Here is a 12,441-nt window from a genome sequence, read left to right as displayed (position 1 = left end):
ATTGCCAACCCATGATGGAACTCGCAGGCAAACATATCGTTTTGGGTTTGAGCGGCGGCGTCGCCTGCTACAAAAGCGCCGAATTGGCGCGGCTGATCACCAAGGCCGGCGCCACCGTACAGGTGGTGATGACCGAGGCGGCCGAGCAGTTCATTACGCCCGTGACCATGCAGGCATTGTCGGGGCGGGCAGTCTACGGCTCACAGTGGGACGCGCGCGAGGCCAACAACATGCCTCACATCAACCTGAGCCGCGAGGCGGATGCGATCCTCATTGCGCCGTGCAGCGCGGACTTCATCGCCCGCCTGGTGCAGGGGCGCGCCGACGAGCTCCTGAGCCTGCTGTGCCTGGCTCGGCCGATGGAGCGTGTGCCGCTGCTGATCGCGCCGGCCATGAACCGCGAGATGTGGGCCCACCCGGCCACGCAGCGCAACCTGGCCCAGGTGGCACGCGATGGCGCCACGGTGCTGGGCGTGGGCCATGGCGAGCAGGCCTGCGGCGAGACGGGCGACGGCCGCATGCTGGAGGCCGAGGAAATCTATGAGGAGTTGGTGGCGTTCTTTGCCCCCAAGCTGCTTGCCGGCCAGCGCGTGCTGATCACCGCCGGGCCCACCTTTGAGGCCATAGACCCGGTGCGCGGCATCACCAATCTATCCTCCGGCAAGATGGGTTTTGCCGTTGCCCGCGCGGCGCGCCAGGCCGGCGCCGAGGTCACGCTGGTCGCCGGCCCGGTGCATCTGCCTACGCCGCGTGGCGTGCGCCGCATCGACGTCCGTTCTGCACGAAATATGCTTCAAGCGGTTGAGGGTCAAGCGCAGAATGCTTCTATTTTTATAGCTACGGCGGCCGTGGCTGACTGGCGACCGGCGAATGCCGCCGAGCAGAAGATCAAAAAGGATGGCTCGGGCGAGATGCCGGCACTGGCCTTTGTGGAGAACCCCGACATCCTGGCCACGGTGGCGCAGTCCGAACGCGCGCGCGCGGGCCAGCTGTACTGCGTCGGTTTTGCGGCCGAAAGCGAGAACCTGCTTGATCACGCCAGCGCCAAGCGCGTGCGCAAGGGCGTGCCGCTGCTGGTGGGCAACATCGGCCCGGCCACCTTCGGGCAGGATGACAACGCGCTGCTGCTGGTCGACGCCCAAGGCCACCGCGAGCTGGCGCGCGCGTCCAAGGCCGAGCTGGGCCGACAGCTGGTGGCCGAGATCGCGCGGCGCCTGCGTGAGGCGCCAGCGCCCACGCCATGAGCGACTCATACCCCCATCTCGGTGACTATGGCGAGCCGCCCGATGGCGACTATGCGCGCTATGTGGAGCGCCTGCTGCAAGACCGTGGCCCGCAGCGCGCTGCCGTGCCGGCCGGGGCTCTCGCCAAGGCAGGCGCCGCCGTGACTGCCGCGACCAGCATTGCCAAAACCACCGGTACTAAGGCCAGCCGGCAACGCCAGGCTCACCCGGCAGGCCCGGCCGCGGCGCGTGCCATGCTGGCCAGATGGCCACTGCTGCTGTGGATCCTGTTTGCGCTGCTGATGTGGTTCGCGCCCGCGCTGCTGCCCCTGGCGATCGGGGCGGTGGTGGTGGCCGGCGTGGGCTACGGCGTGTGGAAGTCCAGGCGCGGCCCTGGCGCCAATGACCGTTGATTTGTAACCCTTGTTCTCATGAAGATAGACGTCAAGATTCTCGACCCGCGCATGGCGGATCAGTTGCCTGCCTACGCCACGCCCGGCAGCGCCGGGCTGGACCTGCGCGCCTGCATTGATGAGCCGCTGCAGCTGGCGCCCAACGCCTGGCAGCTGGTGCCCACGGGCATCGCCATCTATCTGAAGGATCCGGGCTATGCGGCCATGATCCTGCCGCGCTCGGGCCTGGGGCACAAGCATGGCATCGTGCTGGGCAACCTGGTGGGGTTGATCGACAGCGACTACCAGGGCCAGCTCATGGTCAGCGCCTGGAACCGCAGCGATACGGCCTTCACGCTGCAGCCCATGGAGCGGCTGGCGCAACTGGTCATCGTGCCGGTGGTGCAGGCGCGGTTCAATGTGGTGACGGACTTCCCCGCAAGCGCACGCGGCGAGGGCGGCTACGGCTCCACCGGCAAGCATTGAGCCGGCAAGCGGCCGCTGGCGGCCCCGTTGGTCAATGCAGCAGGTCGTTGCCGGGCGCCTGTGGCTGGATGCGGAAGAACCCCGTGCCGGCCGTGCCGCGGCCGATTTCCTCCTCGGTCGCCTCGCGCACGCCATGCACCTTGAGCAGCAGGCGCAGGGCGATGCCCGCCAGCGGGTGGTTGCCGTCGAGCACCACATGCTCGGGATAGATCTGCGCCACGGTGTAGAGGGCATCGCGCGGCGCCTCGGGGTTGACGCCCTCGGGCAGGGCCGAGCCGTCGAAGGTCATGCCTTCCTCGAGGTCGGCCGGGAACAGCTGGCGCGGCTCCAGGAACAGCAGCTGCTCCTGGTAGTCGCCAAAGGCGTCCTCGGGCTCCAGGTGCAGCGCCAGTTCGGCGCCCACGCCATGGCCCTGCAGGGCCTCCTCGATGCGCGCGAGCAGATCGTCGCCGCCGACCAGGAACTCCACGGGATCGTCGAGTACGTCAAGCTCTTCGCCCAGCGTGTCCTTTAGGACCCAGGTCAGGGCAGCCACACATTGTTCGGTGATTTCCATAGGACAATTGTCGCAGTTCGTTGCCCTGCCGCGCGCGGCCTGAAACTATCCCATGGACGTACAACAACCACTGGCCCTGCTCGGGGGCCTGAGCCCGGCGCAGTTCATGCGCCGCCATTGGCACAAGAAGCCGCTGCTGGTGCGGCAGGCCATTCCCGGCTTCAAGCCGCTCCTCTCCCGCGCCGAGCTGCTCGACCTGGCCGGGCGGGACGGCGTGGAGTCGCGCTTCATCCAGGACAAGGCCGGCCAGTGGGTGCTGCGCCACGGGCCGCTGGCGCGCCGCTCGCTGCCCTCCCTGGCCACGCCGCGCTGGACCGCGCTGGTGCAGGGCGTGGACCTGCACAACGAGGCCGTGCACGCGCTCCTGCAGCAGTTCCGCTTCGTGCCTGAGGCGCGGCTCGATGACCTGATGATCAGCTACGCCACCGATGGCGGCGGCGTGGGGCCGCATTTCGACAATTACGATGTCTTCCTGCTGCAGGCCCATGGGCGGCGGCGCTGGCGCATAGGCCGGCAAAAGGACAAGACGCTGCGCCCCGACCTGCCGCTGAAAATCCTCGCGGCCTTCGAGCCCGAGGAGGAGCATGTGCTGGAGCCTGGCGACATGCTCTATCTGCCCCCCGGCTGGGCCCATGACGGCATTGCCGAGGGCGAGTGCATGACCTACTCCATAGGCTTTCGCTCGCCTAACGGCGCGCAGCTGGCGCACGAGGTGCTGCAGCGCATGGCCGAGGCCGCGGCCGACGAGGAGGGTGCCATCTACCGCGACCCGAAGCAAGCTGCCGTGGCCGGCCCGGGCGCCATTCCCGCCGCGCTGCAGGACTTTGCGCGCAAGGCCGTGCGGCTGGCGCTGGAGCAGCCGCAGGCGCTGGAATGCGCGCTGGGCGAGGCCCTGACCGAACCCAAGCCGAATGTCTGGTTCGAGCCCGCGCAGGTGGGCGTGATGCTGGAGAGCGTGGCGCTCGACCGGCGCACGCGCATGATGTATGACGACAAGCATGTCTTCATTAACGGCGAGAGCTACCGCGCCGCGGGGCGCGATGCCACGCTGATGCGGCGCCTGGCCGACCAGCGCCGGCTGGACGCGCGCGAGCTGGCGCATGCCAGTGATGCGGCGTTGGAGCTGCTGTCGTCATGGTGCGAGGCCGGCTGGGCCCATGCCGGCCCTGCGGCTTGAAATGAACGACACCACCATGGCCCCAGTGCCCCAGCTGCCCGGTGGCCGTTTCGAGGGGCGCGAGGCCTTCCAGCAGCGGGTGCGCGATGCGCTCGCCTGTGCGGCGCGCGAGGGCTGGTCCGAGCTGATCCTGTGCGACGCGAATTTCCACGACTGGCCCCTAGGCGAGCGTGCGGTGGCCGAGTCGCTGCAGCAATGGGCGCGCACCGGGCGGCGCCTGACCATGTTGGCAGCCGACTATGCCGAGGTGGTGCGCAGGCATGCACGCTTTGTGCAATGGCGCGTGCGCTGGGATCACATCGTCGTCTGCCGCCGCGCTGGTGCGGCCGACCCGCAGGACCTGCCCAGTGCCATTTGGTCGCCGCACTGGGTGCTGCAGCGCCACGACCCGCTGCGCTGCAATGGGGTGACGGGCGTCGAGCCCGAGCGGTGCATCCTGCTGCGCGAAGCCATCAATGAGTGGCTGGAGCGCAAAAGCAGCCCAGGCTTTCCAGCATCCACTCTGGGCCTGTGACAGGCGAAACCATGTGTTGTAACGAGGGTATTGATTCCTTCGTGTTATCCACTATTGACGAAAACTTTCTATAATATTCAGCTGGTATTCCGTCTGGTTTTTTGCTTTATATCAAGCAATGCGCCGTCGCCGGGTCTACCGCTGCAAGAGGCGGATGCCGCGGCTTTTCATGACTATCACTTGTTCCCATAGGAAACTGAAATGAAGAACTCCGTCGTCCTGGCTGCCTTGATCGCTGCTGCCGCACTTGCTGCCTGCGGCAAGAAGGAAGAGCCCGCACCGGCGCCCGCACCTGCTCCCGTAGAGGCACCAGCGCCTGCAGCCGCTCCCGCAGAAGCTCCTGCCTCCGCGGAGGCTCCTGCCGCTGCCGCCACCGACGCAGCCAAGGCAGCTGCCGATGCGGCCGCTGGCGCTGCCACCAGCGCTGCTTCCGAAGCCAAGTAAGCACGGGCTCGCCGGGCTATCGGGCCCGGCACACGCCAACAAAAAACCCCGGTCGTTCAGGCCGGGGTTTTTTGTTGCTGCGTAGGCCGCTCTTGGCCTCATGCGCGTCACCGCACCGGTGCCCCGTGCAGGGGCGGGCCGTGCCGGGCTTACTTGAGGTCGTCGGCGAGCACGCGGATGATGCGCTGGGCGTTGGCCGAGGTCTCGGGTGCGCCGGCTGCGTTCAGTACCGAGATCGTGCTCTGGTTGCCCTCGCTGCGCACCACGATGCGGTACTTGAGCGGGGCGGCGGCGTCGGGCGAGCTTGAGAACAGCTTGCTGAAGAACCCCTTCTCCTTCTTGTCGCCTGGCGCCACATAACGCACGAAATACACACCCTGGCTGCGGTCGCGGTCTTCCACCGTGAAGCCCGTGCGATCGAGCGACACGCCCACGCGGCGCCAGGCGCGGTCGAAGCCCTCGCCGAGTTGCACCACGGGCACGTCGTTCAGCGTGGCCATGCGTGCGCCGGGCGTGGTCGGCACAGGGGTGGTCGCGGCGGCCTTGGACTGCTCCTCGCTCACGCCCAGCTTGACCATCAGGCGGCGCAGGAATTCGGTCTCCAGTTCCGCATCGGCCGGGCGCGGTTGCCACACCGTGCTGTCCTTCTGGGCCGAGGTGTAGACCTCCTGCATGCCGCGATGGGTGATGAAGATCTCGGTGGCGCCGCTGGCCGTGCGCTCCAGGCGGGTGCGAAACTTGTCACGCTCGCCCGTGGAGTAGAGCGAGTCAAACACCTTGCCGATGGTGGAGCGAATGATGTCCTGGGGCAGCTTGGCGCGGTTTTCGGCCCAGTCGGTTTCCAGGATGCCGAGCTTGGGTTGCTCCAGGGTGTAGACAAAGCCGTTTTCCAGCCAGAAGTCACGCACCGGATCCCACAGTTGGTCAACGGGGCGGTTCACGATCAGCCAGCGCTGGTTGCCGTCGCGCTCGATGCGTACGTCGCCTATGGTCTGGGGCGCGGCACTGGCTGCGCCGCGCGGCTGCTGCGCCTGCCCGGCCTCGAAGGCGGCGGCCGACACTGCGCCGCCAGGCACGGTGTAGCGCGTCTCGCGAGAGAGCTGGTTGAGGTCTGGGGGGACCTCTAGCGTCGCACCCTTGGTGGCGCTTTTGTAGTCGATCTTGTCGTTCTCCAGTACGGAGCAGGCGGACAAGGTCACGGCAAGGCCTAGCAGGCCCAGGCGGGTGGTAGCGTTCACGCGAAAATCCTTCGGATCCAAGACGAACCGGGCGTGTGGGCGCGCCCGGTGAGGTGGTGGCTTCAGGCGTTGTTGGCCGCCAGCAACCCAGCGGCGCGCAGGGCGGTTTCGACCACGGCCTCGTTGCCCTGGGAAAGGGGCGTCATCGGTAGACGGATGGCGCCGCCGCACAGGCCCATGCGCTGCATGGCCCATTTAACGGGGATGGGGTTGGCCTCGACGAACAACTGCTTGTGCACCGGCAGCAGACGCAGCTGTATCTCCATGGCGCGGCGCGTGTCGCCGGCAATGGCCGCCACGCACAGCTCGTGCATCAGGCGCGGGGCGATGTTGGCCGTGACGCTGATATTGCCCTGGCCGCCGCACAGCATCAGGGCCACGGCCGTGGGGTCGTCGCCCGAGTACACGGCAAAGCTTTTGGGCACGTCGCGGATCAGCCATTGCGCGCGCTCGATGTTGCCCGTCGCCTCCTTGATGCCGACGATGCCGGGCACCTGTGTCAAGCGCAGCACGGTCTCGTGCAGCATGTCGGCCACCGATCGGCCGGGCACGTTGTAGAGCACCATGGGCAGGTCGCCCGTGGCCTCGGCAATCGCCTTGAAGTGGCGGTATTGGCCTTCCTGCGTGGGCTTGTTGTAGTAGGGCACGACCTGCAGCTGGCTGTCGGCGCCGACCTTCTTGGCAAACTTGGCCAGCTCGATGGCTTCCAAGGTGGAGTTGGCGCCGCAGCCGGCCATGATGGGCACGCGCCCGGCGGACTGCTCGACAGACACGCGGATGATTTCGCAATGTTCCTCGACGTTCACCGTGGGCGATTCGCCCGTCGTGCCCACGACGCCGATGCAGTCGGTGCCTTCCTGGATATGCCAGTCGATGAGTTTGCGCAGCGTGGGGTAGTCCACACTGCCGTCGTCGTGCATGGGGGTGACGAGGGCGACGATGCTGCCGGTGAGGGTGGCGCTGGAAGAGGTCATGTCCGCGTACAAAAACGGTAAAAGGGCATTCTAACTAGGCTGCGCCACAAAGCGACAGGCGCAAAGGCACGCTGGTCGACATTGGCTCGCGCACGGCGGCGATGCGCTGCACGAAGCGCGCGGGGTCTTCCAGGAAGCCATCTTCATAGGCCACCACGCGCAGCCCCTGGCAGGCCTGCAGCAACTCGCCGGGGCGCAGCAGAAATTCCGGCCGTGCGGGCCGGCCCACGGTCTCGTGGCCCTGGGCAAAGGTCTCGTACAGCAGTACGCCGCCGGGGGCCACGCTGGCGACGAGGGTGGGCAGCAGGGGGCGCCACAGGTAGTTGGTCACCACCACGCCGGCAAAGCGCTGCCCAGGCAGGGGCCAGGGGCCGTCCTCGATGTCGGCCTGGATCGCTTGGCCCAGATTTACTACTGATTCAATAGCTTCTGGCGCTTTATCTATGCCGGTTACGTCGTGATTTCTCTCAAAGAACCAGCGCATGTGGCGGCCCTGGCCGCAGGCCACGTCCAGAACCTTGCCGCCGGCGGGCACGAGGTGCGACCAGCGCCGGATCCAGTCCGAAGGGGCGATGCTGGAGCGCATCAGAAGCAGGCCCAGACCTGATCGGCTAGCGTGCGCATGAAATCTGGCTCCAGGTACAGGGCGAATACGGTCAGCAGCACGGTCAGCGTGGCCGCAAAGGCAATCCAGCGCTTGTGTACGGTGCGCATGCTCAGGCGGCCTGGGGCGCGGGCCGGGCAATCGCGCCCTCGCGCACCGGCAGGTTGATCAGGCCCGCGGCCACGCCCAGGGCGATGGCCAGATACCAGACGATGTCGTAGCTGCCGGTGGTGTCGTACAGGTAGCCGCCCAGCCATACGCCCAGGAAGCTGCCAATCTGATGGCTGAAGAATACGAAGCCGCTGAGCATGGACAGATGCTGCACGCCAAAGATCTGCGCCACGGCGGCGTTGGTGGGCGGCACGGTGGACAGCCACAGCGCACCGATCACGGCCGAGAACACATACACCGACATGGACGACAGCGGCGTCAGCAGGAAGACGCTGATGGCCACGGCGCGTGCGAAGTAGATGAAGGCCAGGATGTGGCGCTTCGGCATGCGCTGGCCCAGCGTGCCGGCAATGTAGGTGCCAAACACGTTGAACAGCCCGATCAGCGCCAGCGCATAGCTGGCCACCTGGGGCGACAGGCCGTGGTCCTTGAGGTAGCTGGGCATGTGCACGCCGATGAACACCACCTGGAAGCCGCAGACGAAGTAGCCCGCGGTGAGCAGCAGAAAGCTCGGGTAGCGCAGCGCCTCGGCAAAGGCATGGCCTGCGGACTGCGTGCGCTTGATGGGCGCGCTGCCATGGAAACCCGGCTCGCGCAGGCCGAAGGCCAGCGGCACGATGAGCAGCACCATGGCCGAGAGCACCAGCAGCGCATCCTGCCAGCCCAGGCGCAGGATGAGCTGGCCCTCCAGCGGCATCATGAGGAACTGCCCGAACGAACCCGCGGCCGCCGCCACACCCATGGCCCAGGAGCGTCGTTCGGCCGCAATCTGCCGGCCCAGCACGCCGTAGATGACGGCGTAGGTCGTGCCGGCCTGGGCCGCGCCTATGAGCACGCCCGTGGTCAGCGAAAACAGCAGCGGTGTGGGCGACAGCGCCATGCCGGCCAGGCCCAGCGCGTACAACAGGGCGCCCAGGATCAGTACGCGAAAGGCGCCGAAGCGGTCGGCCAGCATGCCGCCGAAGATGCCGAACAGGCCCCAGGACAGGTTCTGGATGGCCATGGCCAGGGCAAAGGTCTGGCGCGTCCAGCCCATATCCTGTGTGACTGGCTGCAGCCACATGCCGAAGCCGTGGCGAATGCCCATGGACAAGGTGACGATGGTGGCGCCGCAGATCAGCACCTGGGCCATGGAGAGTTTTCGGGACGCGTCGTGCATCGGGTGAATGTAGCGAAAACCCGTAGCCGCTGCTTGCCGCATCGTTGAAAAGGACAAAAGACTGGCTTTATATCCAGCACTACAATGCGCCGCCATGGCAGTCAAACCCACCACTCCCCCTGCGTATTCCGAAGGCTCAATCCGCGTGCTGAAGGGCCTGGAACCCGTCAAGCAGCGCCCGGGCATGTACACCCGCACCGACAACCCCCTGCACATCATCCAGGAGGTGCTGGACAACGCCGCCGACGAGGCGCTGGCCGGCTATGGCAAGAAGATCAGGGTCACGCTGCACCAGGACGGCTCGGTCAGCGTGGAGGATGACGGGCGCGGCATCCCCTTCGGCCTGCACCCCGAGGAGGGCGCGCCGGTGGTCGAACTCGTCTTCACCCGCCTGCACGCGGGCGGCAAGTTCGACAAGGGCCAGGGCGGCGCCTACAGCTTCTCGGGCGGCCTGCACGGCGTGGGCGTGTCGGTCACCAATGCGCTGTCCACGCGCCTGGAGGTGGCCACGCACCGCGAGGGGCAGGTGGCGCGCCTGGCCTTTGCCGCCGGCGACGTGGTCGAGCCCCTGGTAGCGCGCACCCTGCAGGCGGGCGAGCGCAAGCAGGGCACCACGGTGCGCGTCTGGCCCGACGCCAAATACTTTGAATCGGCGCTGCTGCCCATGGGCGAGCTCACCCACCTGCTGCGCAGCAAGGCCGTGCTGATGCCCGGCGTGTCGGTGTCGCTCATCAACGAAAAAACCAAGGACCAGCAGACCTGGCAGTACAAGGGCGGCCTGTCGGACTACCTGACGCAGACCCTGCCCGTGGACCCGGTGATTCCGCTGTTTGAAGGCGAGGGCTTTGCCGATGCCGGCCACGATAGTTTTGCGGCAGGCGAGGGCGCGGCCTGGGCCGTGGCCTTCACCGAGGAAGGCGCGCCGGTGCGCGAGAGCTACGTCAACCTCATCCCCACCAGTGCCGGCGGCACGCACGAAAGCGGCCTGAGGGACGGGTTGTTCCAGGCCGTCAAGGGCTTCATCGAGCTGCATTCGCTTTTACCGAAGGGCGTGAAGCTCATGCCCGAGGACGTGTTTGCGCGCGCCAGCTACGTGCTCTCGGCCAAGGTGCTGGATCCGCAATTCCAGGGCCAGATCAAGGAGCGGCTCAACTCGCGCGATGCCGTGCGCCTGGTCAGCAGCTTCGTCAAGCCCGCGCTGGAGTTGTGGTTGAACCAGCATGTGGACTATGGCAAGAAGCTGGCCGAACTCGCCATCAAGGCCGCGCAGACGCGCCAGCGCGCCGGCCAGAAGGTGGAGAAGAAAAAAGGCTCGGGTGTGGCGGTGCTGCCCGGCAAGCTCACGGACTGCGAAAGCCGCGACACCGCCTACAACGAGGTTTTTTTGGTGGAAGGCGACAGCGCCGGCGGCAGCGCCAAGATGGGCCGCGACAAGGAAACCCAGGCCGTGCTGCCGCTGCGCGGAAAGGTGCTCAACACCTGGGAGGTCGAGCGCGACCGCCTGTTTGCCAACACCGAAATCCATGATATTTCAGTCGCCATCGGCGTCGACCCGCATGGGCCGAATGACGACCCCGACCTCTCCGGCCTGCGCTACGGCAAGGTCTGCATCCTGAGCGATGCCGACGTGGACGGTGCCCATATCCAGGTGTTGTTGCTCACGCTGTTCTTCCGTCACTTCCCCCGGTTGATCGAAACCGGCCACATCTACGTCGCCCGCCCGCCCCTGTACCGCGTGGATGTGCCTGCACGCGGCAAGAAACCTGCCGCCAAGCTGTACGCGCTGGACGAGGGCGAGCTCGAGGCCATCCTCGACAAGGCCGCCAAGGACGGAGTGGCGCGCGAGAAATGCCAGATCAGCCGCTTCAAGGGCCTGGGCGAGATGAACGCCGAGCAGTTGTGGGAAACCACGCTGAATCCCGACACCCGGCGCCTCATGCCGGTGCAACTGGGAGGCATGGACTTTGCCGCCACCGAGGGGCTGATCACCAGGCTCATGGGCAAGGGCGAAGCTGCCGCGCGGCGCGAACTGATGGAGCTGCACGGGGATGCCATCGAGGTGGATGTGTAAAGAGGGCAATCAACCGCCAAGGCCAAGGAGTGGCTGCTCGAACAGGGCCGTCAGGTCTACGAACGCGCCCGCATCGCTCGCCCCAATCGATGGTCTGGCGAGCCCCGCGACTGGGCTCACATCAAGGCAATTCACCTCAACCCGTGCCGCAGTTTGTAAATCGCGGTCCAAGTCCGGAATGAAAAAAGCGCACTATCTATTTGATAGCGCGCTTTTTTGTATAGCTTGGTGGGCCCTGAAGGATTCGAACCTTCGACCAACGGATTAAGAGTCCGCTGCTCTACCAACTGAGCTAAGAGCCCTCTCTTTTCAGAGGCGCTGCGTTGCAGCACAGCCATGAATTATGCACCAATTTTCCGGGTGTCCAGAAAACTGCCACAAAAAAATCACATCAGCAGATGCTCGCCCGCGTTGTCGCCGCCCAGGATCACGTAGTTCACCTTGCGGATGTCCATCAGCTTCCTGCCGCCCGCGTAGCTGATGGAGCTCTGGATGTCCTGCTCCATCTCGGTCAGCGTGTCGGCCAGCTTGCCCTTGATGGGTTCGAGGATGCGCTTGCCTTCCACATGCTTGTATTCGCCCTTGTTGAAGTCGCTGGCCGAGCCGTAGTACTCCTTGTACAGCTCGCCATCCACCTCCACGGTCTTGCCGGGCGATTCCTCGTGGCCGGCGAACAGCGAGCCGATCATGATCATGGTGGCGCCAAAGCGGATGCTCTTGGCGATGTCGCCGTGGCTCCTGATGCCGCCGTCGGCAATGATGGGCTTGGTGGCCACGCGCGCGCACCATTTCAGGGCCGATAGCTGCCAGCCCCCCGTGCCAAAGCCGGTCTTGAGCTTGGTGATGCAGACCTTGCCCGGGCCCACGCCCACTTTGGTGGCGTCGGCGCCCCAGTTCTCCAGGTCGATTACGGCTTCGGGCGTGGCCACGTTGCCGGCGATCACGAAGGCCGCGGGCAGGTGTGCCTTGAGGTAGGCAATCATGTCGCGCACGCTGTCGGCATGGCCATGGGCGATGTCGATGGTGATGTACTCGGGCGTCAGGCCCTCGGCCTTGAGGCGGTCCACGGTGTCGTAGTCGGCCTGCTTGATGCCCAGCGAGATCGAGGCGAAGCAGCCCTGCGCCTGCATCTCGCGCACGAACTGCAGGTTGTCCAGGTCGAAGCGGTGCATCACATAGAAGTAGCCATGTTTGGCCAGCCAGATGCAGATTTTCTCGTCCACCACCGTCTTCATGTTGGCCGGCACCACCGGCAGCTTGAAGCGCCGCCCGCCCAGCTCCACGCTGGCATCGCATTCCGAACGGCTTTGCACGCGGCACTTGCGCGGCAGCAGCAGGATGTTGTCGTAGTCGAAGATTTCCATGAGGTTCCAAGCTCCTGTAGGGCTCGCGCGCGAGGGATTTCGCGGGCGAAAAGGGCGCTTGGCTTGGG

The 12,441-nt window shown here is 66.1% G+C and carries 14 protein-coding genes and 1 tRNA gene; 7 read left to right on the top strand and 8 right to left on the bottom strand.

Going from position 1 to position 12,441, the window contains the following annotated elements; genetic code table 11:
* The first annotated feature begins 11 nt into the window (after window positions 1-11).
* Genes coaBC through dut form a run of 3 tightly spaced genes read left to right on the top strand, consistent with a single transcriptional unit; the run spans window position 12 to window position 2,101 of the window.
* A complete protein-coding gene (coaBC, locus tag P7644_RS15620; protein WP_404300164.1) occupies window positions 12-1,244 on the top strand; it encodes a bifunctional phosphopantothenoylcysteine decarboxylase/phosphopantothenate--cysteine ligase CoaBC in 1,233 nt (410 codons plus the stop codon).
* The gene (locus P7644_RS15615) at window positions 1,241-1,636 is read left to right on the top strand and encodes a hypothetical protein (RefSeq protein WP_404300163.1); all 396 of its coding nucleotides are present in this window, start codon (window positions 1,241-1,243) and stop codon (window positions 1,634-1,636) included. Before coaBC ends, P7644_RS15615 begins: the two co-directional genes overlap by 4 nt.
* Window positions 1,637-1,654: 18 nt before the next feature.
* Window positions 1,655-2,101, top strand: a complete 447-nt coding sequence (gene dut / locus P7644_RS15610) for a dUTP diphosphatase (protein WP_404300162.1) — start codon at window positions 1,655-1,657, stop codon at window positions 2,099-2,101.
* A 31-nt stretch (window positions 2,102-2,132) separates the two neighbouring features.
* Here dut and P7644_RS15605 read toward each other — a convergent pair whose 3' ends face one another.
* Window positions 2,133-2,657, bottom strand: a complete 525-nt coding sequence (locus P7644_RS15605) for a peptidylprolyl isomerase (RefSeq protein WP_404300161.1) — start codon at window positions 2,655-2,657, stop codon at window positions 2,133-2,135.
* A gap of 52 nt (window positions 2,658-2,709) precedes the next feature.
* On the opposite strand from P7644_RS15605, the gene P7644_RS15600 reads away from it, so the two are divergent.
* The 3 genes from P7644_RS15600 to P7644_RS15590 all read left to right on the top strand — a co-directional run bounded on the left by P7644_RS15600 (window position 2,710) and on the right by P7644_RS15590 (window position 4,792).
* Window positions 2,710-3,834, top strand: coding sequence for a JmjC domain-containing protein (locus P7644_RS15600; RefSeq protein WP_404300160.1), 1,125 nt, complete (start codon window positions 2,710-2,712; stop codon window positions 3,832-3,834).
* A gap of 1 nt (window position 3,835) precedes the next feature.
* Entirely contained in the window at window positions 3,836-4,348 is a 513-nt protein-coding gene (locus P7644_RS15595) for a hypothetical protein (RefSeq protein WP_404300159.1), read from the top strand.
* Window positions 4,349-4,549: 201 nt separating this feature from the next.
* A complete protein-coding gene (locus tag P7644_RS15590; RefSeq protein ID WP_404300158.1) occupies window positions 4,550-4,792 on the top strand; it encodes a hypothetical protein in 243 nt (80 codons plus the stop codon).
* Window positions 4,793-4,941: 149 nt separating this feature from the next.
* Here P7644_RS15590 and bamC read toward each other — a convergent pair whose 3' ends face one another.
* From bamC to P7644_RS15565, 5 genes are all read right to left on the bottom strand, one after another.
* On the bottom strand, window positions 4,942-6,030 hold the full coding sequence (bamC, locus tag P7644_RS15585) for an outer membrane protein assembly factor BamC (protein ID WP_404300157.1): 1,089 nt from the start codon (window positions 6,028-6,030) through the stop codon (window positions 4,942-4,944).
* 62 nt (window positions 6,031-6,092) lie between these two features.
* Window positions 6,093-7,004, bottom strand: coding sequence for a 4-hydroxy-tetrahydrodipicolinate synthase (gene dapA / locus P7644_RS15580; protein WP_404300156.1), 912 nt, complete (start codon window positions 7,002-7,004; stop codon window positions 6,093-6,095).
* A 34-nt stretch (window positions 7,005-7,038) separates the two neighbouring features.
* Window positions 7,039-7,590 carry a class I SAM-dependent methyltransferase gene (locus tag P7644_RS15575; RefSeq protein WP_404300155.1) on the bottom strand — a complete coding sequence of 184 codons (552 nt, stop codon included), beginning with the start codon at window positions 7,588-7,590 and terminating at the stop codon, window positions 7,039-7,041.
* Window positions 7,590-7,718, bottom strand: a complete 129-nt coding sequence (locus P7644_RS15570) for a hypothetical protein (protein WP_404300154.1) — start codon at window positions 7,716-7,718, stop codon at window positions 7,590-7,592. The genes P7644_RS15575 and P7644_RS15570 overlap by 1 nt, the downstream gene beginning before the upstream one ends.
* 2 nt (window positions 7,719-7,720) lie before the next feature.
* Complete coding sequence (locus tag P7644_RS15565) at window positions 7,721-8,938, bottom strand: MFS transporter (protein ID WP_404300153.1); 1,218 nt, start codon at window positions 8,936-8,938, stop codon at window positions 7,721-7,723.
* 94 nt (window positions 8,939-9,032) lie between these two features.
* On the opposite strand from P7644_RS15565, the gene P7644_RS15560 reads away from it, so the two are divergent.
* Window positions 9,033-11,009, top strand: a complete 1,977-nt coding sequence (locus P7644_RS15560) for a DNA topoisomerase IV subunit B (RefSeq protein WP_404300152.1) — start codon at window positions 9,033-9,035, stop codon at window positions 11,007-11,009.
* Window positions 11,010-11,235: 226 nt separating this feature from the next.
* Here P7644_RS15560 and P7644_RS15555 read toward each other — a convergent pair.
* A tRNA-Lys gene (locus P7644_RS15555) sits at window positions 11,236-11,311 on the bottom strand.
* An 84-nt stretch (window positions 11,312-11,395) separates the two neighbouring features.
* On the bottom strand, window positions 11,396-12,373 hold the full coding sequence (locus tag P7644_RS15550) for a GMP reductase (RefSeq protein ID WP_404300151.1): 978 nt from the start codon (window positions 12,371-12,373) through the stop codon (window positions 11,396-11,398).
* Window positions 12,374-12,441 lie beyond the last annotated feature (68 nt).

Origin of the sequence: Alicycliphilus denitrificans, from assembly GCF_044792555.1 — a bacterium.
Lineage (GTDB): Bacteria > Pseudomonadota > Gammaproteobacteria > Burkholderiales > Burkholderiaceae_C > Alicycliphilus > Alicycliphilus denitrificans_A.
The sequence above is the reverse complement of the archived record's forward strand: the minus strand, read 5'-3'. Positions and strand labels throughout refer to the sequence as shown.

Coding starts and splice junctions, on each gene's coding strand:
- coaBC (WP_404300164.1), top strand. CDS start 12: ATGATGGAACTCGCAGGCAAACATATCGTTTTGGGTTTGAGCGGCGGC.
- P7644_RS15615 (WP_404300163.1), top strand. CDS start 1,241: ATGAGCGACTCATACCCCCATCTCGGTGACTATGGCGAGCCGCCCGAT.
- dut (WP_404300162.1), top strand. CDS start 1,655: ATGAAGATAGACGTCAAGATTCTCGACCCGCGCATGGCGGATCAGTTG.
- P7644_RS15605 (WP_404300161.1), bottom strand. CDS start 2,657: ATGGAAATCACCGAACAATGTGTGGCTGCCCTGACCTGGGTCCTAAAG.
- P7644_RS15600 (WP_404300160.1), top strand. CDS start 2,710: ATGGACGTACAACAACCACTGGCCCTGCTCGGGGGCCTGAGCCCGGCG.
- P7644_RS15595 (WP_404300159.1), top strand. CDS start 3,836: ATGAACGACACCACCATGGCCCCAGTGCCCCAGCTGCCCGGTGGCCGT.
- P7644_RS15590 (WP_404300158.1), top strand. CDS start 4,550: ATGAAGAACTCCGTCGTCCTGGCTGCCTTGATCGCTGCTGCCGCACTT.
- dapA (WP_404300156.1), bottom strand. CDS start 7,004: ATGACCTCTTCCAGCGCCACCCTCACCGGCAGCATCGTCGCCCTCGTC.
- P7644_RS15575 (WP_404300155.1), bottom strand. CDS start 7,590: ATGCGCTCCAGCATCGCCCCTTCGGACTGGATCCGGCGCTGGTCGCAC.
- P7644_RS15570 (WP_404300154.1), bottom strand. CDS start 7,718: ATGCGCACCGTACACAAGCGCTGGATTGCCTTTGCGGCCACGCTGACC.
- P7644_RS15565 (WP_404300153.1), bottom strand. CDS start 8,938: ATGCACGACGCGTCCCGAAAACTCTCCATGGCCCAGGTGCTGATCTGC.
- P7644_RS15560 (WP_404300152.1), top strand. CDS start 9,033: ATGGCAGTCAAACCCACCACTCCCCCTGCGTATTCCGAAGGCTCAATC.
- P7644_RS15550 (WP_404300151.1), bottom strand. CDS start 12,373: ATGGAAATCTTCGACTACGACAACATCCTGCTGCTGCCGCGCAAGTGC.